Here is a 21,366-nt window from a genome sequence, read left to right as displayed (position 1 = left end):
CTTCGCAAGCACCCTCGTACGCATTGTGGACTAGACCACTAGGGGGTGTCCATGCGTTGGAGGCTGTTCGTTGTTGTGCTGTCTCCCGCGAATCGGACGTACTGACGTCCACCACGCAGCCTAACCCTTGTGGGTTCCTGTGTGGGGCCAGATGGTCATGGCAATTTTCGCGACCGCCTCCAGTTCCTCCCGGCTCGCCCCGTCCCGCGCCTGTTGTGACATGCCCTGGATCATCGCCCCGACATGGCGGGCCAGGGCGGCGGCGTCGGTGGCCGAGGGCAGCACGCCGGCGGCGACATCGGCCCTGATGCGGCTCTCGAACGCGGCGATGTTGGCGTTGCGGCGGTCCCGGAGCGACTGCTCGACTTCGGCGTCCGAGCAGTTCGTGGCGGCGTGGACGACGAGACAGCCGTGCGGGTGGCCGGGTTCCGTGTACGCGGTGGCGGCCTCGCGCAGCGTGCGCTCGACGGCGGCCCGGGCGGTGGACTCCTCCGCGAGGGCGCGGTCGGTGAAGGAGCCGTGCCTCGTGCCGTACACGCGGACGACCTCCTCGAAGAGGGAGCGCTTGTCACCGAAGGCCGCGTAGAGGCTGGGGGCGCCGATGTCCATGACGCGGGTGAGATCGGAGACGGACGTGGCCTCGTAGCCGTGCTCCCAGAAGGCCAGCACGGCCTTCTCCAGCGCGGTCTCGCGATCGAAGGAGCGAGGGCGGCCGCGAGGCCTGCCCTTCTTCTTGCCCTCGCCCGCGGCCCCCACCTTCCGGGCGTCCGCGGTGGCATGCCTCTCGGTCTTCGCGGTCGCGTCGTCGCCGTTCACCATGGGGTGCATTTTATAGCGGGCACTAGAGAAATGTCGCCGGGTCGTTGTACGGTCTTTTCTGTAGCGACCACTAGGAAAATGCGAAGGGGGCGCGGCCATGGGCGTGCTCACAGGCCGGACGGCACTCGTCACTGGGGCGAGCAGGGGCATCGGGCGAGGAATCGCCGAGCGACTGGGGCGCGAAGGCGCTCGGGTCGCGGTGCACTACGGCAGGAGCGAGGCGGCGGCGAAGGAGACGGTCGCGGCGATCGAGGCGGCAGGGGGCTCCGCGTTCACGGTGGGCGTGGAGCTCGGAGTACCGGGTGACGCCGAGGCGCTGTGGGAGGAGTTCGACCGGTACGCGGACGGGCTCGACATCCTGGTGAACAACGCGGGGATCGGGAACACGCGACCGATCGGGGAACTGGACGAGCGGGAGTACGACCAGGTCTTCGCGGTCAATGTGAAGGCGCCGTTCTTCATTCTCAAGCACGGCATGACGCGACTGCGGGACGGCGGCCGGGTCGTCAACATCTCGTCGGGGCTGGCCCGGACGGCAGTGATGCCGGACAACATGGCCTACGCGATGACGAAGGGCGCGTTGGACGTCCTCTCACGGGACCTGTCCAAGGTGCTGGGCCCCAGGGGCATCACGGTGAACTCGGTGGCGCCCGGGATCATCGACACGGACAACACGGCGGGACTGCTGCGCGGAAGTGCCGACGGCTGGGCCAAGGCCGCGGCGATATCGGCACTGCGCGGAGTGGGCGAGCCCGCCGAGGTGGCGGACGTGGTGGCGTTCCTCGCCTCGGACGGGGGCCGGTGGGTGACGGGGAGCTGGGTGGATGTGACGGGCGGTTCGCTGACGTAGCCGGGTGCGGGCGACATCGGGGCCCGCTCGCCCGCACCCGAGCCGGGCTCACACGAGGGCGGTCAGGACCGAGGGCACTCCCCCGACACCCCTGAGCCCCCGTGGTTCAGCGCGTCTCCGTCACCTTCGCCAGGGCGCGAGGCGCGTCCGGGTCCTGGCCGCGGGCGATGGTGACCTCGTAGGCGAGGAGTTGGAGGGGGATGATCTCCAGGACGGGCTGGACCTCTTCGGCCACGCCGTCCGTCGGCAGGGCGAAGCCGGCCGACGCCTGCTCGACCTGGTGACTGGGGCCGATGACGACCAGGTCGGCGCCGCGGCCACGCAGCCGGTCGAGGACAGGCTGGAGCGCTTCGCCGCCCTTGCCGTCGGTGACCACGGCGATGACCGGCGAGACGTTGTCCACCATGGCGAGCGGGCCGTGCAGCAGATCGGCGCCGGAGTAGGAGAGGGCGGGGATGTAGCTGGTCTCCATCAGCTTGAGGGCGGCCTCCTTGGCCGTGGGGTAGCCGTAGCCGCGTGAGGTGATCACCATGCGCTCGGCGAAGCGGTAGCGGGCGGCCAGGGTACGTACCTCGTCCTGCCGGGCGAGCAGTTGCCCGGCGAGGTCCGGCAGGACGTGCGCGGGCGCGCCGTCGCCGCCGCGCAGGCCCTCGACGAACAGATACAGCGCGAGGAGGGAGGCGGTGTAGGTCTTGGTCGCGGGGAGTGCCTTCTCCGGTCCGGCCATGATGTCGATGTGGTACTCGGAGACGTCGGCGAGCGGTGAGTCGGGGTTGTTGGTGACGGCCAGGGTGATCGCGCCGGCCTCGCGGGCGGCCCGGGTCGAGGCGACCAGGTCCGGGGAGCCGCCGGACTGGCTGACGGTGACGACGAGGACGTCCGTGAGGTCGGGTCGGGCGCCGTAGGCCGTGGTGGTGGACATCGAGGCGAGTCCGCAGGGCAGGCCGAGGCGGATCTCCAGAAGGTACTTGGCGTAGAGGGCGGCGTTGTCGGACGTGCCGCGGGCGGTCAGCAGGACGAAGCGGGGTGCGCGGGCGGCGATCCGCCGTGCCACGTCCCGGACGGCGGGGGCGCCGTCGGCCAGGATCCGGCGCAGGACGGCGGGCTGCTCGGCCATCTCCCGGGCCATGGTCCGGCCCGGGAGCTCGCTGAAGGGGTCCGGTGCGGCGGCGGTCATGGCGGGTTCCTTCCGTGGCGCGGGCGTCTGCAGCTCCCATTCCACTCCCCCGGGCCGGAGAACGCCCCCGCGGGACCGGCACTGTTCACCTGGTCGAGGCCTGGTCGGAACAGTCGTGCCGCCCGCCCGGGACCGAGTGCGTACACCCTGGGAGCGGCGGCCCCGCTCTGTTAGATTGGTCTAAACCACATACCCTTTCGAGGGTCCAGTCCCAGTCGAGCATTCCTCTCAGATCGGCAGGCCCAGCGTGGAAGTTGTCATCGTTCCGGACGCCAAGGCGGGCGGCGAGCTCATCGCCGAGGCCATGGCCCAGCTGCTCCGGCGCAAGCCCGACGCGCTGCTCGGTGTGGCGACGGGCTCGACGCCGCTGCCCGTGTACGAGGCGCTGGCGGCCAAGGTGCTCTCCGGTGCCGTGGACATCGCGGGGGCGCGGATCGCGCAGCTCGACGAGTATGTGGGACTGCCCGCGGACCATCCGGAGTCGTACCGCTCGGTGCTGCGGCGTGAGGTGCTGGAGCCGCTCGGGATAGGGATGGGCCGATTCACGGGCCCGGACGGCACCGCCGAGGATGTGCAAGCGGCGTGCGAGGCGTACGACAAGGCGCTGTCGGAAGCCGGGGGTGTGGACCTGCAGTTGCTCGGGATCGGGACCGACGGGCACATAGGGTTCAACGAGCCGTGCTCGTCGCTGGCGTCGCGGACCCGGATCAAGACGCTGACCGAGCAGACCCGGATCGACAACGCGCGGTTCTTCGACGGCGACATCGACCAGGTGCCGCATCACGTGATCACGCAGGGCATCGGGACGATCCTGGAGGCCCGGCACCTGGTGCTGCTGGCCACCGGCGAGGGCAAGGCGGACGCGGTCGCCGCGACGGTGGAAGGGCCGGTCGCCGCGGTGTGCCCCGCGTCCGCGCTCCAGCTCCACCCGCACGCGACCGTCGTCGTCGACGAGGCCGCCGCGTCGAAGCTGAAGCTGGCGGACTACTTCCGGCACACGTACGTCAACAAGCCGGAGTGGCAGGGGATCTAGGGCTTGTTCGCGAAGTCCCCTTTCGTTCGGATCATGCCGCGGACGCGGGTGCCTCGCGTTCCAGTTCGTCGTCCTCGGCCGGTTCGTCCTGGGCGCGCAGGCCGGCGACCCAGAGCGGCATCACCCAGTGGACGACGAAGACGGCGATGAGCAGGGGCGCGGCGTAGGCCTTCGGGGCGTCGCCGTCGGAGAGGCCCGCCGCGAGCAGGGCCAGTACCGCTGCCGCGAGGAGCAGGGTCGTCGTGCGGTGGGCGCGGGCCAGGACGCGGCTGCGTTCCGCCGACTGCCTCTCGTCCAGGACGTGTTCGCGCAGCTCCAGCAGGCCCCTGGTGGCACCGTTGATGACGCCGGTCGCGACCATCCAGGGAAGCAGCAGTACGGCCATCACGGCGACGGGCCACAGCGGCTCACCCTTGGCGAGGAAGAAGTGGGTCATCAGTCCGCCGAGGGCCACGGTGAGGGTGATGTGCGCCGCGACGGCCAGACGTCGGCGTGCCGCCGTGGCGTACCAGGCCTGGCCCCGGCGGTCGTTCATCAGCCGCAGCATGCTCCGGTCGTAGCGGGTCAGGCGTGTCGTCGTCATGGCTGGTTCCTCCCGTAGACCTCGTCCGTGAGCGGCCGGAACGGTTCGAGTGAGAACACGGCCTCGACCGGCAGGCCGAAGAACTTCGAGATCTTCAGCGCCAGGTCGAGGCTCGGGTTGTACTGCCCTCGCTCGATGTAGCCGATGGTCTGGTAGTGGGCTCCCACTGCCTCGGCCAGGCTCTGGCGCGACACCTTCCGTTCGGCACGCACCATGGCCAACCTGTTGTGCACCTGCTCGCTCATGTATAAGAAGTACTACATTCAGATGCAGCCTTACAACCTTGTGATCCCGGCCAGTCCGGTGATCACCTCGGCTGCCGCCCGGCCGCAGACGCGAGCCGCGCCATGGGTGGCGATGTGCAGCGCGCCCCGCGGGGCGGCCTGGGGGACGCCCATCTCGACCACGATGGTGTCCGGGCGGGCGGCCAGCAGGGTGTCGAGGGCCGAGGCCATCCAGGGGTGGCGGTGTTCGTCGCGGACGACGGCGACGATGCGGCGCGGACCGGCCGCCTGGAGGGCCGCGTGTCCGGCGCTCGCCCCGCTCTTCCCGTCCGTGTCGGCCCTGCCGCCCTTGCCGTCCTTGCCGTCCCCGGCGGAGAAGCTGCCGGTCACCGTGCCCGGCAGGAGGTGGATGAGTTCCGCGGCGACGCCCCACGGGGTCTCGTCACCGACCGCGATGTTGGCGACGGGGGTGAGGGCGGCGACGTAGGGCGGTTCGGTGAGGGGCTTGAAGCTCTCCGGGCCCTCCAGGCCCGGGGCGACGGTCACCGTGAGGGCGCGGCGGGCGGCCCGCAGGCCGATGTCGTCGCGGTGCGCGTCCCCGGGTGAGCGGTCCGCGGCGCCCGCCCAGCGGGCCAGCGCCCGTACCCGGGCCGCGGCGTCGGCGAGGCGTTCCTCCGGGAGTTCGCCCGCGCGCACCGCCGCGACCAGGGCGTCGCGCAGCCGCAGTACGGTCGCGTCGTCGGCCAGGCCGCCGCCCACGCAGATCGCGTCGGCTCCGGCGGCGACGGCGAGGACGCTGCCGCGTTCGATGCCGTAGGTGCCGGCGATGGCCCGCATCTCCATGCCGTCGGTGACGATGAGGCCGTCGTAGCCGAGTTCGCCGCGCAGCAGGCCGGTCAGGATCCGCCGGGAGAGGGTGGCCGGGTGGTCGGGGTCCAGGGCCGGGACCAGGATGTGGGCGCTCATCACGGCACGGGTGCCGGCGGCGATGGCGGCCCGGAACGGGGCGAGTTCGCGGTCGGCGAGCACGTCCGCGGGGACATCGATGTGCGGGAGGGAGTGGTGGGAGTCGACGGCCGTGTCGCCGTGGCCGGGGAAGTGCTTGGTGCAGGCGGCGACCCCGGCGGACTGGAGACCATCGACATAGGCAGCGGTGTGCCGGGCGGCCAGCCCGGTGTCGGCGCCGAAGGAGCGGACACCGATCACCGGGTTGGACGGGTTGGAGTTGACGTCGGCGGAGGGGGCCCAGTTGAGGTTCACGCCACAGGCCGCGAGGCGGCGGCCCAGTTCGTGGGCGACGGCTCGCGTCAGCTCGACGTCGTCGACCGCGCCGAGGGCGTGGTTGCCCGGGAAGGAGGAGCCGTTGCGCACCTCCAGGCGGGTCACGTCGCCGCCTTCCTCGTCGATGGCGACGAGGACGTCGTCGCGCTCGGCCCGCAGCTGGGCGGTCAGGGCGGTCAGTTGGCCGGGGGAGGCGATGTTGCGGCCGAACAGTCCGACGGAGGCGAGGCCCTCACCGAGGCGGCGCAGCAGCCAGTCGGGGGCGGTGGTGCCGGTGAAGCCGGGCTGGAGGACGGTGAGGGCGTCGCGGGTGAGCGTGTCGGTGCCGCTGGCGAGTGTCGTCATCGGGTGGGGTCATCCCTTCACGGCGCCCGCGGTCAGGCCCGCGGCCATCTTGCGCTGGACGAGGAGGAAGAGGGCGACGATGGGCACGGCCATCATCGTGGCGCCGGCCATCATCGGGGCGTATTCGGTGCCGTGCTTGGTGGTGAAGTTGCCGAGCCAGACGGTCGCGGTCTGGTTCTTCTGGCTGAGCAGCATCAGGGCGTAGAGGTACTCGTTCCAGGCCTGGATGAAGCCGTAGACCGAGGTGGCGACCATGCCGGGGGCCAGGAGCGGGAAGACGACCCGGAGGAAGGCGCCCGTGCGGGAGCAGCCGTCGACCATGGCCGCCTCCTCCAGTTCCTTCGGGATGTTGACGATGAAGCCGCGCAGCGTCCACACCGTGAACGGGAGGATGAAGGTCAGGTACGTGATGATGAGGCCGGTCAGCCGGTCGTATTGGCCCAGGTCGTTGAGCAGCAGGAACACCGGGATGATCATGGCGACCAGCGGGACCATCTGGACCGCGAGGATGCCCACGATCACGATCTTGCGGCCGCGGAAGGCGAACCGGGAGATGGCGAGCGCGGCGAGCAGCCCGACGACCATGCCGATGACGACGACCGCCAGCGACACCACCATGCTGCGGCCGACCGGGCCCCAGAAGTCGGCGATGTCCAGCGCCCGGCCGAAGTTGGCGAAGGTGATGCCGGTGGGCAGCAGGCCCGGGTCCGGGTCGATGGCGTCCTTGGCGGGCTTGAACGCCGTGTTGAGCATCCAGTAGAGCGGGAAGCCGGCGACGACGAAGACCAGGAGACCGAGGAGGTTCCAGCCGAGCCGCGACCTGCGGCGGCCGACTGCCTTCCGGCCGCTGGCTGTCCCCCGACGACCGGCTCCGGCGAGCGTGCTCATTCGACCTCTCCGATCTTCAGCATCTGCCGCATGTAGACGGCGACCACGCCGAGCAGCAGCAGGACGGTGATCAGCGCGATGGCCGAGCCCTGGGCGTAGTCGTTGACGACGAACGCCCTGTCGTAGGAGTAGGTGTTGAGGACCTGGAACTCCGGCTCGGGGTGGCCGTTGCGCATAACGAACACCTGAGGGAAGACACCCATGTCCCAGATGACCGACAGGGTCGTGAGCATCACGATGATCGGCTTGAGGACGGGCAGGGTGACGTAGCGGAAGACGCCCCAGGAGCCGGCCCCGTCCAGGCGGGCCGCCTCCTCCAGCTCCTTCGGCACCTGGGTGAGACCCGCGCTGAGCGTGATGACCACGAACGGCACGGCTCCCCACACCACCAGCAGCATGATCACGGCCAGGCCCTCGGGCCCGCTCGCGAACCAGTTGTGGCCGATCATCTCGACGCCGGGCAGCTTGCTCAGCAGCGCGTTGAAGACGCCGTAGTCCGAGTCGAAGAGCCACTTGAAGACCGTGGTCGCCACGATCACCGGCATGCCCCAGCTCGCCACCAGCACGATGTTGATGAGCACCTTCAGCCAGCCGGAGACCCGCTGGAGCAGCAGCGCGAGCGCCATGCCGATCACCATCGTGAAGATGACGGCACCGGCCGCGAAGACGATGGTGCGCAGGACGACGGCCCAGAACTCGCTGTCGCCCAGCACCTTGGCGAAGTTGTCGAACCCGACCGACTCGGCCGGCTGGAAGCCCCACAGCTGGGACTGCCCGAACTTCTGGAAGGAGAGGGTGACCAGCCGGGCCAGCGGATAGCCCATGACCAGGGCGAGGATCAGCAGGCAGGGCGCGAGCAGCAGCCAGGGGGCCGTGGCCCCGCCCGACGGCCGCTTCACCCGTGGCGGCGCGTCGGCTAGGGGTGACGGTGCCTGCCGCGGTGGCGGCACCTTGGCGGGGGTGGTGGTGTCTGCGGCACTCATCGCGTGCTCCTCGGCGCTCCCTCAGGTCTGACGACGGCGGGGCTCCGCGACAAGGGAGCCCCGTCCCCTGGGCCTGTCGTGCGGACCACGCCGCGGACGCGGGGTCCGCACGGCGCCGCGGTATGAGCCCGCGACCTGATCCGCACGACAGGCCCGTAGGTCACTTCGTGTTGATGACCTTGTCGATCGCGGCGTCCGCATCCTTGGCGGCGGCCTCGACCGACTTCTTGCCGGTGCCGATGCTCTGCAGCATGGTCTGCAGGATCTGCGCCTTCTCGACCTGCCCCCAGCCGGGGGCCATCGGGACGAACCAGTTGGACTCGGCCGCGGTGGCGGGGACCGCCGTCGCCGGGTCGTTCTTCAGCGTCGCCAGGTCGGTCTTGTTGTTGGGCAGATTGCCCTTGGCCATCAGGCCCTTCTGCCCGGAGGAGCCGGTGTACGCGTTGATCCACTCGGCGGCCAGGTCCTGCGCGCCGGACTTCACCGGCACGGCGAGGTCGGAGCCGCCCAGGAAGACGGGCATGTTCTTGCCGGACGGGCCGGGCATCACGAAGTTCTCGAGGTTGCCCTTGAGCTTGCCGGTCTTGTCGTTCTTGGGATCCTCGGCGGTCGCGCCCTCCCAGGCGGCTGCGAAGATCATGGCGGACTTGCCCTGGCCGTAGACGATGTAGCGGTCGGACTCGTCCTTGGTCTTGTCGCCGTGCATGTACGAGTCGACGACGTTCTTGAACTCCGTCAGGCCCTTGAGGGACTCGGGCGAGGAGAGGCTCGCCTTCCACTGGCCGCCCGACTCGGTGGCGATGGCGCCGCCGGCGTCGTAGACGAAGGACATGGCCGCGTACCAGTCGCGGGTCGGCTGGTACCAGGCGTTGAACTTGCCGCCCTGCTTCTTCTGGATCTTGTCCAGGGCCGCGGTCAGTTCCTTGTACGTCTTCGGGGGCGTCTTCACACCGACCGAAGCCGCGATGTCCTTGCGCCAGTTGGCGACGCGGCCGCCGGCGTAGTACGGGACGCCGTAGGTCTTGTCCTCGTAGGTGACGGAGGCCTTGAGGCCGTCCAGCCAGGCGTCGGAGTTGTCGAACTTCGCCGGGTCCAGGGGAGCGAAGGCGCCCTTGACCATGTAGCCGAGCATCTCGGTGTTGCCCATCTCGACGACGTCGGGCGCCTTGTCGGTGGCGAGGACGGCGTCGAGCTTGGCGTTCTTGTCGGGCCAGCCGTAGTACTCGTGGTTGATCTTGAGACCGGGGTGCTTCTTCTGCACCGCGGCGTCGGCGGCCTTCACCAGCTGCGGCCAGTTGTTCTGGGCGTCGACGGTGAGCCAGACGGTCAGTTCCTTGGCGTCCGCGCCGCCTTTGTCCGAACCACCGCCCTCGCCCCCACACGCCGCGATGGAGACCATCATGCCCGCGATACCGATCGCGGATATCAGCTTGCGCTTCACGCCACCCTCCTCAGCTGGACCATTGGTGTAGACCAGTAGGGAGGAGCTTGGCCTGGACCACGAGACCTGTCAAGAGGCCCGATAAAGCTCTGACCAGCCGTTATGCGACCTACATATGCAGGAACCTTTAAGTAATAAGCCAGCGAAATACCGGCTGTACACGCCATACTTCAGGTAGACCACTGGATGTTGTGGACTAGACCAAAAGCGGCGCCGACGGTATACAAGTGGGATCGTGTCGGCGGACCGAGCCGGGAAGGCGGAGCATGAGCACCGACGTCAGCAGCGCGGAGAACGAGAACGGGGCGCCCGTCCGTACCGCACGCGTGCCCAAGTACTACCGCCTGAAGAAGCACCTGCTCGACATGACGGACACGCAGGCGCCCGGCACGCCGGTCCCGCCCGAGCGCACGCTGGCCGCGGAGTTCGACACCTCGCGCACGACCGTGCGCCAGGCGCTTCAGGAGCTGGTCGTCGAGGGCCGCCTGGAGCGCATCCAGGGCAAGGGCACCTTCGTCGCCAAGCCGAAGGTCTCCCAGGCGCTGCAACTGACCTCGTACACCGAGGACATGCGCGCCCAGGGCCTGGAACCCACCTCGCAGCTGCTGGACATCGGCTACATCACCGCCGACGACCGCCTCGCCGGCCTGCTCGACATCGCGCCCGGCGGACGCGTGCTGCGTATCGAGCGGCTGCGCATGGCCAACGGCGAGCCGATGGCCATCGAGACCACCCATCTGTCCGCCAAGCGCTTCCCCGCGCTGCGCCGGTCACTGGTGAAGTACACGTCCCTGTACACCGCGCTGGCCGAGGTCTACGACGTCCATCTCGCGGAGGCCGAGGAGACCATCGAGACCTCGCTGGCCACCCCGCGCGAGGCCGGCCTGCTCGGCACGGACGTCGGCCTGCCCATGCTGATGCTGTCCCGGCACTCGCTGGACCGGGAGGGGCAGCCGGTGGAGTGGGTGCGGTCGGTGTACCGGGGGGACCGGTACAAGTTCGTGGCACGGCTGAAGAGGCCCGTCGAGTAGCGCACGCCGCGCGGACCGCTGGTGAGCCCGGTTTCTATTGGGTGTCGCATTGCGGACGAGGGGTTCCGTTCCCGCCGCCCCCTGACCTAGATTGCCTGCGCATTACACAGGTGATCACTGAGGGGACGGAGCCGCCTGATGTCGCAAGCCCCAGAAGCCAGTAGAGGTCCGGTGGTGACGCCGATGCGCGTCGTCATCGGCGTCTGCCTCCTAGCGCCCTTCGTGGCCATGCTGTGGGTCGGCTCGTACGCCAAGACCGACCCGGCCTTCATCGGCATCCCGTTCTTCTACTGGTACCAGATGGCGTGGGTGCTCATCTCCACCGCGCTGACGATGATCGCCTACAAGCTGTGGCAGCGTGACCAGCGCGCCCGTAAGGAAGGTGCGCGGTGAAGGACGGCGTGAACGGCGTCGCACTCGCCGTCTTCATCTTCTTCTTCCTGCTCGTCACTGTCATGGGCTTCCTGGCCGCGCGGTGGCGCAAGGCCGAGAACGAGAACAGCCTCGACGAGTGGGGCCTGGGCGGCCGGTCGTTCGGCACCTGGGTCACGTGGTTCCTGCTCGGCGGCGACCTGTACACGGCGTACACCTTCGTGGCCGTACCGGCGGCGATCTACGCGGCGGGCGCGGCCGGCTTCTTCGCGGTGCCGTACACGATCCTGGTCTACCCGCTGATCTTCACCTTCCTCCCCCGCCTGTGGTCGGTGTCCCACAAGCACGGGTACGTGACGACGTCCGACTTCGTGCGCGGCCGCTTCGGCTCCAAGGGCCTGTCGCTGGCCGTGGCCGTCACCGGCATCCTCGCGACCATGCCGTACATCGCGCTCCAGCTGGTCGGCATCCAGGCCGTGCTGGACGTGATGGGCGTCGGCGGCGGCGAGGACACCAACTGGTTCATCAAGGACCTGCCGCTGCTGATCGCGTTCGGCGTGCTGGCGGCCTACACGTACTCCTCGGGCCTGCGTGCCCCGGCGCTGATCGCGTTCGTCAAGGACACCCTGATCTACATCGTCATCGCGGTGGCGATCATCTACATCCCGATCAAGCTGGGCGGCTTCGACGAGATCTTCGCCAAGGCGGGCGACGCGTACAGCCAGACCAACCCGGCCACGGGGGCGGCGCGCGGTGCGCTGGTGCCGCCGGAGGCGGGGCAGTGGACGTACGCCACGCTGGCGCTCGGCTCGGCGCTCGCGCTGTTCATGTACCCGCACTCGATCACGGCGACGCTGTCCTCGCGCAGCCGTGAGGTGATCCGCCGCAACACCACGATCCTGCCGCTGTACTCGCTGATGCTGGGCCTGCTCGCGCTGCTCGGCTTCATGGCGATCGCGGCCGGGATCAAGGTGCAGAACGGGCAGCTGGCGATCCCGCAGCTGTTCGAGACGATGTTCCCGGACTGGTTCGCCGGCGTGGCCTTCGCGGCGATCGGCATCGGAGCGCTCGTGCCGGCGGCCATCATGTCCATCGCGGCCGCGAACCTCTTCACCCGCAACATCTACAAGGACTTCCTCAAGCCGGACGCCACGCCGGAGCAGGAGACCAAGGTCTCCAAGCTGGTCTCCCTGCTGGTGAAGGTGGGCGCGCTGGCCTTCGTCCTCACCATGGACAAGACCGTCGCCATCAACTTCCAGCTGCTCGGCGGCATCTGGATCCTGCAGACCTTCCCGGCCCTGGTCGGCGGTCTGTTCACCCGCTGGTTCCACCGCTGGGCACTGCTCGCGGGCTGGGCGGTCGGCATGATCTACGGGACGGCCGCTGCGTACGGGGTCGCCTCGCCGACCCAGAAGCACTTCGGCGGCTCCTCGAAGGAGATCCCGGGCATCGGCGAGATCGGCTACATCGGCCTCACGGCGTTCGTCCTGAACGTGGTGGTGACGGTGGTCCTCACCTTCGCCCTGAGGGCCCTCAAGGCCCCCGACGGCGTCGACGAGACCAAGCCGGAGGACTACACGGCGGACGCGGGCGACCCCGGGGTGCAGGTGGAACTGCCGCCGGCCACGGCGGGTACCTCGCACTGATCCCAGCGCAGCACGGGCCGTCGGGAGAGCACCCGGCGGCCCGTCGGCGTATCCGCCCGCCGTCCTAGTCGCGGGTGCGCGCGGCCATCGCATGCCAGAAGCGGTCCAGCTCACGGACGCGCATGCTCACCCAAGGCGGTGTCTTCCGGCGCAACAGCCTGGGGAACCAGCGGCGCAGGCGTCCGGGCAGCAGGGCCTGCTGCTGGCGGCAGAACGGCTCCCGGATCTCTCCACGGGGCACGGAGTCCTGGGGAGGGTACGGGCAGAGCTGGAACTTGCAGTCGGGCAGGCATGTGGTGCCGGGTGCGGGCGGGTTCGCGGTACCGACCCGGGCGCCGGGCCGCAGCGGCTCGCGGTCGGTGCGCAGGCACGGTGGGAGAGGCATGCCGGACTGCTCGGCGCGGGCCATGCGCTCCTCGACCTCGTCGGGCTTTCCCTCCCGTTCGATGAGGTTCAGCATCACCAGCACGTCGGCGACGAGACGTTGGGCCCTCCCGTCGAGGGTGCTCCAGCCGACCGAGGGCGGGATCCACAGGTTGTGCTTGCGGTAGGCGCCGGAGTGGTCCGTACGGGAACCGATGTTGTCGGCGACGCCCTTCTCGTCGATCCAGAGGAAGCGCTCGGGCTGTCCGGTCTCCAGGGCGAGGGCCACCAGGTCACCCGCCTCGGCGACGAACGGGTGCAGCAGCCGCCGCGGCGAGTCGCCGTTCGCAACGGGCGGGCCGGGCGGTGCGTTCACCGTGCCGGCCATCGCCAGCCAGCGCCGGACGGTCTGCACGGCGGTCGAGCCACCGATCGTCAGGAGCGGCTCGCGCGACCCGTGGTGATCGTCGCTCGGCGCTGCCGTGGTGTCGCCGTCCCGCTCATGGTGGCCGAGCCGGTCCGGAAGCTTCCACAGGCACAGCGCCTGGAGCAGGCTGAGCTGCGAGTACCAGCACCGGGTCTGCTGCAGTACGGTCTCCGCCTGCCGGATCAGGTCGACGCTTCTGCCGGGGTCCGTGTTCGGATGACGTTGGCGCCGGTTGGCCGCGTACTTGAAGCCCTGGGCCAGCGCCGCCTCCAGGGCGAGCGGCATATCGGGGGCGCCGTCCGTATGGGCCGGGTCGAGGTGGAGCAGCCATTTGGTGAGGCGCTCCCGGGCCTCGCCGCGGTGGGAGTCGTCGACCGACCCCAGCAGCATGGGCAGCATCCAGGCCCGCATCACGAACTCACGCAGCAGTTCGACCCGTTGGTTCTCGTACCGCTGGTTGAGTTCCTCCCGCTCGATCTGCAGCCGGTCGATGGCCTCGAAGGACGCGGCGGGCGAGGACGCACGGGCGGACCTGGCCCGCCCCATTCTCGAGGTCCACTCTTCGAATTCCCTCGTGTTCTCGGCTTTCATGTCGCGGATCTTGGCGTTGTACTCCCCTATGGGGTCGCTGTTGAGACCGACCCGCTCACGGATCACGGCGAACGCCTCGTTGCCGCCGCTGCCGAACTCCTGGGCGACGGCCAGGCGGATGGAGTACGAGGGCTCGGCGATGCCCAGCTCGAAGATCTTCTCGTACATCGCGGTGGTGTCGATCTTCTTGGAAGCCTCCCGCGACGCCGCGCCCAGCTGCTTGAGCAGCCGCAGTTTCGCGTCCTCGAGAGTGCGCTGATCGCCCTGGATGCCCGACCAGTCGGCCGCCACCTTCTCGACGATGTCGCCCAGCCGTCCCGGGTCGGCTTCCACACTCTCGACTTCGAGGGCAGCCGCGTAGAGGTCGAGGGTCTTCGGGTCGTCCGGCCGGTGTTGCGCGGCCGCGCAGAGCCGCTCGGACAGGGCGCGCCCACGCACGGGGCTGCTCCGCGACAGCTCGTCCTTCCCCTCCTGGAACCCGGCCCCGACGCCGCCGGCTCGGGGAGGACGTCTGGCCACCCGCCCGCGGGACATGAACACGACCGCGACCAGCAGCTCACGTCCGGGGCCGGGCGGCCGCAGCGCCTGCTCGATCAGCTCGCCGGCGTCGGCCTCCTCCAGGTGGCTCAGCAGACGGAAACCGAAGTAGGCCTGCAGGATGCTGTGCGGGAAGCGCGCCTTCATCTCGGAGCTCTCCAGCAGCCCGAGCTTGTCCGCGTTGCCCACCAGACGGGCTAGCACGGCGTGACACTGCGCCATGTTCCCCCTGTGCAGCCGCCTCCCCTCCTGGTCGCCGAGCCTTTCGCGGAGCGCTGCCCAGATCTGTTCCCGGTGCCACTCGCAGAAGGCGTCCCCGTTGTCGCCGTACCGGTCGGTGCCGGGCACCCTGACCCACAGAGGCCCACCGGGGTGACTGTCCGGGCCGAGCAACTCGGCGCAGTCCACCTCCAGCTTGTCCTGGAGCAGTCCCACACAGGCCAGTGCGGACACCACCTCGAGGGTGTCGCGGCGCTCTTGCGGGGCGAGCGCGACGTCCTCGCGCAGCCTGCCTTCGAGCAGGGCACGGCCCCAGGTGTCCAACAGCCACAACCGAAGCGTGCTCCGGTCCCGGCTGCGGGTGTTCAGACGCTTCGGGTCGTCGGTCGGGCGGTCACGTTCGAGGGCGCCGTGCCGGTGCAGTTCACGGGCGATCTGCAGGTAGACGGGTGATTCGGTCACCTCCGCCGTCTCCACGATCCAGTCCACGCGGCGCTCGTCCGTCTCCGGTACGGAGGCTTTGACGAATTGCAGCGCCTCCTCCTCGCTCAGCGGTTCCAGCTCCACGATCGCGGCGGGCGTGGTGTCCAGAGGACTGTGCGGCCGGGAGGCGATGACCACCGGCAGCCGCTCCTCATAGGCGCGTTCGATGGCACACCGGATGATGTTGTCACGGTTCTGCTGAAGACCGCCGTCGAGAAGAGCCTCTTCGAGTCCGTCGGCGATGACGACCAGCTTGTCGTCGGCGAGCAGTTGCTGCCAGACCCGCTCGATCTTGGTACGGGCCAGAATGCCCTGCGGCGCCACCTCGGCGAAACGCTGCTTGGCCATGCGCTCGAAGTTCAGATCGGTCCCGCCGTCGGCGTCCCGGAGCCGGATCGGCACGGGCACGGCACGCTGCCGGGCCAGTAGTTCGGTGAGCCGCACAAGGACGGCGGTCTTCCCCGTGCCGACACCGCCCACGAGCAGATAGGGCCGACGGGTGCCGCGCTCCCTCAGCCGTTGGGCGATGACCTGCGCGAGCTCCTCGCGACCCACGATCTCGGTGGAGTCCTGCCCCGCCGTGAGCACGAGCTTGTGCGGGTCCTTGCGGGCCTTCACGAGGTATCGCCGTTTGTTCCAGCTGTACCACCAGAACAGGAAGAGCGCGGCGGCGACCGAAGCGGTGAGGGCCGGGCCGATGAAACGCACCAAGGCGTCGAGCCCCGGCTCCTTCTGCCATCTCTCGACCGACGTCTCCCCGTCGGTGACCAGCATGTGCACGCCGGCCCCGATCCAGCCGAAGACAACGAGGGCGCCGACCGCCCACACCATCCGGAGCACGTTGGTGTAGGAGAACCACCTGCGCCACTTCCTGGGCCGGGTGGTGCCGCGGCGTGCCTCGAGGCGGATGGTCACGCTGTGCCAGTAGCCGACGACGACGCGGCTGGTCCATCTCGCCGCCCGTCGCAGATCCAGCGTGGCCATCGGCGCGTTGTGGGGCCGCTCCTTGCCCGGTGTGCGACGGACGACCCTCGTCATGGTGAGTACTCCCTCCGAGGGCGATCTTCTTCCCAGTACGGAGGACCCGCGGACGTCGGCACCTACTTCCATGGAAGCACTCCCCGCACGCCGCGCAACCCGATGGAGAAACGCCGACAGGGCATCACTCTTCTCGCCTGTCAGCTGACGCTCCGACACCAGCGCGACACAACATCTGGGGGTGCCACCCGAACCCAGCACAAGATGTATGCTCGTGCTCGCTGTCGCCGCAGGGGAATCCGGTGCGAATCCGGAACTGTCCCGCAACGGTGTACTTGTGCATGTTTCGTGCACGAGCGTCAGTCCGAGGACCTGCCGACAGCGCACCCGGCCGTCCGGCCGGGGTGCCCTGACGTCCGGGCCTCGTGGAATGGGCCGGTGGACGCGACGCCGTGTGCGCTCGTGTGCTGCCCCTGCCCTGCGCGAGGCCCCTTGCCGAGCGAGGGAGAGCCCCACGTGACCATCGCGCCAGCCGAACCGGTCTCAGCTTCCGAAGACGAGCACGACGGTCCCGGTGCCGCGCTGCTGCGGACCCTGACCGAGCTGACCGCCGATCTCCCCGACGCCGACCCCGGCCGGGTCGCCGCCGCCGCCCTGCGCGGCCGGTCCGCGCGGGCGGACGAGACGGAGCTGCGCGAGCTCGCGACGGAGTCGGCCGCCGGCCTCATCTCCGAGGACCCCGCCTACTCCCGGCTGGCCGCGCGCCTGCTGACGATCGGCATCCGCGAGGAGGCCGCCTCCCAGGGCGTCACGTCCTTCACCGAGTCCGTCGCGGCCGGCCACCGGGAGGGCCTGATCTCCGACCGGACCGCCGAGTTCGTGCGCGTCCACGCCGCCCGGCTCGACGCGCTGATCGACCGGGCCGCCGACGACCGCTTCGGCTACTTCGGCCTGCGGACGCTGCACAGCCGCTACCTGCTCCGCCACCCGATCACCCGCAAGGTCGTCGAGACGCCCCAGCACTTCATGCTGCGCGTCGCCGCCGGCCTCGCCGAGGACGACACGGCACATTCCGTCGACGAGGTCGCCGCGCTCTACGGCCTCATGAGCCGCCTCGACTACCTCCCCTCCTCCCCCACCCTCTTCAACTCCGGCACCCGGCACCCCCAGATGTCGTCCTGCTACCTCCTCGACTCCCCCAAGGACGAGCTGGACTCGATCTACGACCGGTACCACCAGGTGGCGCGGCTGTCGAAGCACGCGGGCGGCATCGGTCTTTCGTACTCCCGTATCCGTGCGCGCGGTTCGCTGATCCGCGGCACCAACGGCCACTCCAACGGCATCGTCCCGTTCCTGAAGACCCTCGACGCCTCGGTCGCCGCCGTGAACCAGGGCGGTCGCCGCAAGGGCGCGGCCGCGGTCTATCTGGAGACCTGGCACTCCGACATCGAGGAGTTCCTGGAGCTGCGCGACAACACCGGCGAGGACGCCCGCCGTACGCACAACCTGAACCTGGCGCACTGGGTGCCCGACGAGTTCATGCGGCGGGTGAACGCCGACGGGCAGTGGTCGCTGTTCTCCCCCTCGGACGTGCCCGAGCTGGTCGACCTGTACGGCGAGGAGTTCGACGCCGCGTACCGGGTGGCCGAGGCGAAGGGCCTGGCGAAGAAGAACCTGCCCGCCCGTGAGCTGTACGGCCGCATGATGCGCGCCCTCGCGCAGACCGGCAACGGCTGGATGACCTTCAAGGACGCCGCCAACCGCACCGCCAACCAGACGGCCGAGCCGGGCCACGTCGTCCACTCCTCCAACCTCTGCACGGAGATCCTCGAGGTCACCAGCGACGGGGAGACGGCGGTCTGCAACCTGGGCTCGGTCAACCTGGGTTCCTTTGCCGACACATCGACCGGCGACCTCGACTGGGAGCGTCTGGACGAGACCGTCCGTACGGCCGTCACGTTCCTCGACCGGGTCGTGGACATCAACTTCTACCCGACCGAGCAGGCGGGCCGCTCCAATGCCCGCTGGCGTCCGGTCGGCCTCGGCGCGATGGGCCTTCAGGACGTCTTCTTCAAGCTGCGCCTGCCCTTCGACTCGCCCGAGGCCAAGGCGCTCTCCACCCGTATCGCCGAGCGCATCATGCTCGCCGCGTACGAGGCCTCCGCCGACCTCGCCGAGCGCAACGGACCGCTTCCCGCCTGGGAGAAGACCCGTACGGCCCGGGGCGTGCTGCACCCCGACCACTACGACGTGGAGCTGACCTGGCCGGAGCGCTGGGCGGCCCTGCGCGAGCGCATCGCCACGACCGGCATGCGCAACTCCCTGCTCCTCGCCATCGCGCCCACGGCCACCATCGCCTCCATCGCGGGCGTGTACGAGTGCATCGAGCCGCAGGTGTCCAACCTGTTCAAGCGCGAGACGCTGTCCGGTGAGTTCCTCCAGGTCAACTCCTACCTGGTGGACGAGCTGAAGCGGCTCGGCGTGTGGGACGCCCGCAGCCGGGAGGCCCTGCGCGAGGCGAACGGCTCGGTGCAGGAGTTCGCCTGGATCCCCGAGGACGTACGGGCGCTCTACCGCACGGCGTGGGAGGTCCCGCAGCGCGGCCTGATCGACATGGCGGCGGCCAGGACACCGTTCCTGGACCAGTCCCAGTCCCTGAACCTCTTCATGGAGACGCCGACGATCGGCAAGCTCTCCTCGATGTACGCGTACGCCTGGAAGGCCGGGCTGAAGACGACGTACTACCTGCGTTCGCGCCCGGCGACCCGCATCGCCCGCGCGGCACAGGCCGCTGTCCCCGCGCAGGCCACCACCCCGGACCCCGAAGCGGTCGCCTGCTCCCTGGAAAACCCCGAGTCCTGCGAGGCCTGCCAGTAATGACCACCCAGAACCTTCTCGACCCCGGCTTCGAGCTCACCCTGCGCCCGATGCGCTACCCGGACTTCTACGAGCGCTACCGGGACGCCATCAAGAACACCTGGACCGTGGAGGAGGTCGACCTCCACTCGGACGTCGCCGACCTCGCCAAGCTGTCACCGGAGGAGCAGCACCTGATCGGCCGGCTGGTCGCGTTCTTCGCGACGGGCGACTCGATCGTCGCGAACAACCTGGTGCTGACGCTGTACAAGCACATCAACTCCCCCGAGGCGCGGCTGTATCTGAGCCGGCAGCTCTTCGAGGAGGCCGTGCACGTCCAGTTCTATCTGACGCTGCTCGACACCTATCTCCCCGACCCGGAGGACCGTGCCGCCGCGTTCGACGCGGTGGAGAACATCCCCTCCATCCGCGAGAAGGCCGGGTTCTGCTTCAAGTGGATGGACTCGGTGGAGAAGCTGGACCGGCTGGAGACCCAGGCCGACCGCCGCCGCTTCCTGCTCAACCTGATCTGCTTCGCCGCGTGCATCGAGGGCCTGTTCTTCTACGGTGCCTTCGCCTACGTCTACTGGTTCCGCAGCCGGGGCCTGCTGCACGGCCTGGCCACCGGCACCAACTGGGTGTTCCGGGACGAGACGATGCACATGTCCTTCGCCTTCGACGTGGTCGACACCGTCCGCAAGGAGGAGCCGGAGCTGTTCGACGACCAGCTCGAGCAGCAGGTCACGGACATGCTGCGGGAGGCCGTCGAGGCCGAGCTGCAGTTCGCGCGCGACCTGTGCGGTGACGGCCTCCCGGGCATGAACACCGAGTCGATGCGGCAGTACCTGGAGTGCGTCGCCGACCAGCGGCTCACCCGGCTCGGCTTCGCTCCGGTCTACGGCTCCGAGAACCCCTTCTCCTTCATGGAGCTCCAGGGGGTTCAGGAGCTGACCAACTTCTTCGAGCGGCGCCCCTCGGCGTACCAGGTGGCGGTGGAGGGCACCGTCGACCTGGACGAGGACTTCTGAGCCCGCTCGCTCTCCCGGGCCTCCTGGGCCTCCCTGATCTGACGGTCGACGCGCCTGTCGCGCACGATGCCGATCACTGACGGGAGGACCAGGAGGACCAGCGTCCCGAGTACGAAGATCATTGCGATGAGTGTCTGTGCCTGGTTCGTTTCCATGGACACCACTGTCGCGCCGATGACTCCTTACCGTCAGTGGCAGTACTGCCGTAGACCCTCGAATTACTGCCACCGGCGAGGCACACTGGAGACATGCTCCAGAACGTGGCCGTCGCCCTCCTCGACGGCGTGAACCCCTTCGAACTGGGTGTGGTGTGCGAAGTCTTCGGCACCGACCGCAGCGACGAAGGCCTGCCGGTCTACGACTTCGCCGTCGCCTCGGCCGAGGGCCCGGCCCTGCGCATGAACTCGGGCTTCTCACTCCAGGTCGAACACGATTTGGAGCGCCTGGAGACGGCCGACCTGATCGCCGTGCCGGCCGGGCACACCTACGCGTCCCGGGACTTCCCGCCGGAGCTGCTGGACGCCCTGCGGCGCGGTGTCGACCGCGGCGCCCGGGTGCTCAGCGTCTGCTCCGGCGTCTTCGTGCTGGCCGCGGCCGGGCTGCTGGACGGCCGCCGCTGCGCCACGCACTGGAAACATGCGAAGGATCTCGCCCGGCAGTACCCACGCGTGATCGTCGAGCCGGACGTGCTCTACGTCGACGAGGACCCGGTGATCACCTCCGCCGGCACGGCCGCCGGGATCGACGCCTGCCTCCACCTGGTACGCAAGGAGCAGGGCTCCGAGGTCGCCAACAAGATCGCCCGGCGGATGGTGGTGCCACCGCACCGCGACGGCGGCCAGGCCCAGTACATCGAGCGCCCGCTGCCGCACCCCGAGGGCGACACGATCGGCGAGGTGCTGACGTGGATGGAGCACCATCTCGACGACGAGGTCACCGTCGAGCAGCTCGCCGCCCACGCCCACATGTCCCCGCGCACCTTCGCCCGCCGCTTCCAGCAGGAGACCGGGACCACTCCCTACCGCTGGGTCCTGCGCCAGCGGGTGCTGCTGGCCCAGCGACTGCTGGAGGCGACGGACGAGACGATGGACGCGATCGCCGGCCGAACGGGGTTCGGCAACGCGGCCACGCTGCGGCACCACTTCGTCCGGGCGGTCGGGACCACGCCGAACGCCTACCGGCGCACGTTCAGGGGCCCCGAAGCGGCCTGA

The 21,366-nt window shown here is 69.5% G+C and carries 17 protein-coding genes and 1 riboswitch; of the genes, 8 read left to right on the top strand and 9 right to left on the bottom strand.

What is annotated here, in order from left to right; translation table 11 throughout:
• Positions 1-120 precede the first annotated feature (120 nt).
• Entirely contained in the window at positions 121-819 is a 699-nt protein-coding gene (locus AC07DF_RS04285) for a TetR/AcrR family transcriptional regulator (protein ID WP_478966750.1), read from the bottom strand.
• Between the two features lie 97 nt (positions 820-916).
• Between AC07DF_RS04285 and AC07DF_RS04280 the strand changes: the two genes are divergently transcribed.
• Positions 917-1,669: an SDR family oxidoreductase gene (locus AC07DF_RS04280; RefSeq protein ID WP_478966749.1), complete on the top strand. Its 753-nt coding sequence runs from the start codon at positions 917-919 to the stop codon at positions 1,667-1,669.
• A gap of 106 nt (positions 1,670-1,775) precedes the next feature.
• Here the strand turns inward: AC07DF_RS04280 and AC07DF_RS04275 are convergent, their stop codons facing one another.
• On the bottom strand, positions 1,776-2,846 hold the full coding sequence (locus AC07DF_RS04275) for an SIS domain-containing protein (RefSeq protein WP_478966747.1): 1,071 nt from the start codon (positions 2,844-2,846) through the stop codon (positions 1,776-1,778).
• A gap of 247 nt (positions 2,847-3,093) precedes the next feature.
• Here AC07DF_RS04275 and nagB point away from each other — a divergent pair, with 247 nt between their 5' ends.
• Positions 3,094-3,879 (top strand): glucosamine-6-phosphate deaminase, encoded by a 786-nt coding sequence (gene nagB, locus AC07DF_RS04270; protein ID WP_478966745.1) that lies wholly within the window; start codon positions 3,094-3,096, stop codon positions 3,877-3,879.
• A 31-nt stretch (positions 3,880-3,910) separates the two neighbouring features.
• Here the strand turns inward: nagB and AC07DF_RS04265 are convergent, their stop codons facing one another.
• From AC07DF_RS04265 to AC07DF_RS04240, 6 genes are all read right to left on the bottom strand, one after another.
• Positions 3,911-4,462, bottom strand: coding sequence for a hypothetical protein (locus AC07DF_RS04265; RefSeq protein ID WP_478966743.1), 552 nt, complete (start codon positions 4,460-4,462; stop codon positions 3,911-3,913).
• The gene (locus tag AC07DF_RS04260) at positions 4,459-4,707 is read right to left on the bottom strand and encodes a helix-turn-helix transcriptional regulator (RefSeq protein ID WP_184590604.1); all 249 of its coding nucleotides are present in this window, start codon (positions 4,705-4,707) and stop codon (positions 4,459-4,461) included. The genes AC07DF_RS04265 and AC07DF_RS04260 overlap by 4 nt, the downstream gene beginning before the upstream one ends.
• Before the next feature lie 30 nt (positions 4,708-4,737).
• Positions 4,738-6,312: a glycoside hydrolase family 3 protein gene (locus AC07DF_RS04255; protein WP_478966741.1), complete on the bottom strand. Its 1,575-nt coding sequence runs from the start codon at positions 6,310-6,312 to the stop codon at positions 4,738-4,740.
• A 9-nt stretch (positions 6,313-6,321) separates the two neighbouring features.
• Positions 6,322-7,200 carry a carbohydrate ABC transporter permease gene (locus tag AC07DF_RS04250; protein ID WP_478966739.1) on the bottom strand — a complete coding sequence of 293 codons (879 nt, stop codon included), beginning with the start codon at positions 7,198-7,200 and terminating at the stop codon, positions 6,322-6,324.
• A complete protein-coding gene (locus tag AC07DF_RS04245) occupies positions 7,197-8,183 on the bottom strand; it encodes a carbohydrate ABC transporter permease (protein ID WP_478966738.1) in 987 nt (328 codons plus the stop codon). The genes AC07DF_RS04250 and AC07DF_RS04245 overlap by 4 nt, the downstream gene beginning before the upstream one ends.
• Positions 8,184-8,343: 160 nt before the next feature.
• Positions 8,344-9,624, bottom strand: a complete 1,281-nt coding sequence (locus tag AC07DF_RS04240) for an extracellular solute-binding protein (protein WP_478966736.1) — start codon at positions 9,622-9,624, stop codon at positions 8,344-8,346.
• Positions 9,625-9,890: 266 nt separating this feature from the next.
• Between AC07DF_RS04240 and AC07DF_RS04235 the strand changes: the two genes are divergently transcribed.
• From AC07DF_RS04235 to mctP, 3 genes are all read left to right on the top strand, one after another.
• Positions 9,891-10,655: a GntR family transcriptional regulator gene (locus AC07DF_RS04235; protein WP_215118602.1), complete on the top strand. Its 765-nt coding sequence runs from the start codon at positions 9,891-9,893 to the stop codon at positions 10,653-10,655.
• A 138-nt stretch (positions 10,656-10,793) separates the two neighbouring features.
• The gene (locus AC07DF_RS04230; protein WP_454360328.1) at positions 10,794-11,048 is read left to right on the top strand and encodes a DUF3311 domain-containing protein; all 255 of its coding nucleotides are present in this window, start codon (positions 10,794-10,796) and stop codon (positions 11,046-11,048) included.
• Positions 11,045-12,673 (top strand): monocarboxylate uptake permease MctP, encoded by a 1,629-nt coding sequence (gene mctP, locus AC07DF_RS04225; RefSeq protein ID WP_478966733.1) that lies wholly within the window; start codon positions 11,045-11,047, stop codon positions 12,671-12,673. Before AC07DF_RS04230 ends, mctP begins: the two co-directional genes overlap by 4 nt.
• Before the next feature lie 64 nt (positions 12,674-12,737).
• On the opposite strand, the gene AC07DF_RS04220 is transcribed toward mctP, so the two are convergent.
• A complete protein-coding gene (locus AC07DF_RS04220; protein ID WP_478966731.1) occupies positions 12,738-16,331 on the bottom strand; it encodes an NACHT domain-containing protein in 3,594 nt (1,197 codons plus the stop codon).
• A gap of 208 nt (positions 16,332-16,539) precedes the next feature.
• Positions 16,540-16,665: riboswitch (cobalamin riboswitch) on the top strand.
• A gap of 122 nt (positions 16,666-16,787) precedes the next feature.
• Between AC07DF_RS04220 and AC07DF_RS04215 the strand changes: the two genes are divergently transcribed.
• The 3 genes from AC07DF_RS04215 (at position 16,788) to AC07DF_RS04205 (ending at position 21,366) form a co-directional block, all read left to right on the top strand.
• On the top strand, positions 16,788-19,148 hold the full coding sequence (locus AC07DF_RS04215; protein WP_478966729.1) for a ribonucleoside-diphosphate reductase subunit alpha: 2,361 nt from the start codon (positions 16,788-16,790) through the stop codon (positions 19,146-19,148).
• Complete coding sequence (locus AC07DF_RS04210) at positions 19,148-20,155, top strand: ribonucleotide-diphosphate reductase subunit beta (protein WP_478966727.1); 1,008 nt, start codon at positions 19,148-19,150, stop codon at positions 20,153-20,155. The genes AC07DF_RS04215 and AC07DF_RS04210 overlap by 1 nt, the downstream gene beginning before the upstream one ends.
• Before the next feature lie 248 nt (positions 20,156-20,403).
• Positions 20,404-21,366 carry a GlxA family transcriptional regulator gene (locus AC07DF_RS04205; protein WP_478966725.1) on the top strand — a complete coding sequence of 321 codons (963 nt, stop codon included), beginning with the start codon at positions 20,404-20,406 and terminating at the stop codon, positions 21,364-21,366.

It is taken from the genome of Streptomyces sp. NPDC044719 (assembly GCF_056433405.1).
This window is presented reverse-complemented; position numbering and strand designations above follow the sequence as displayed.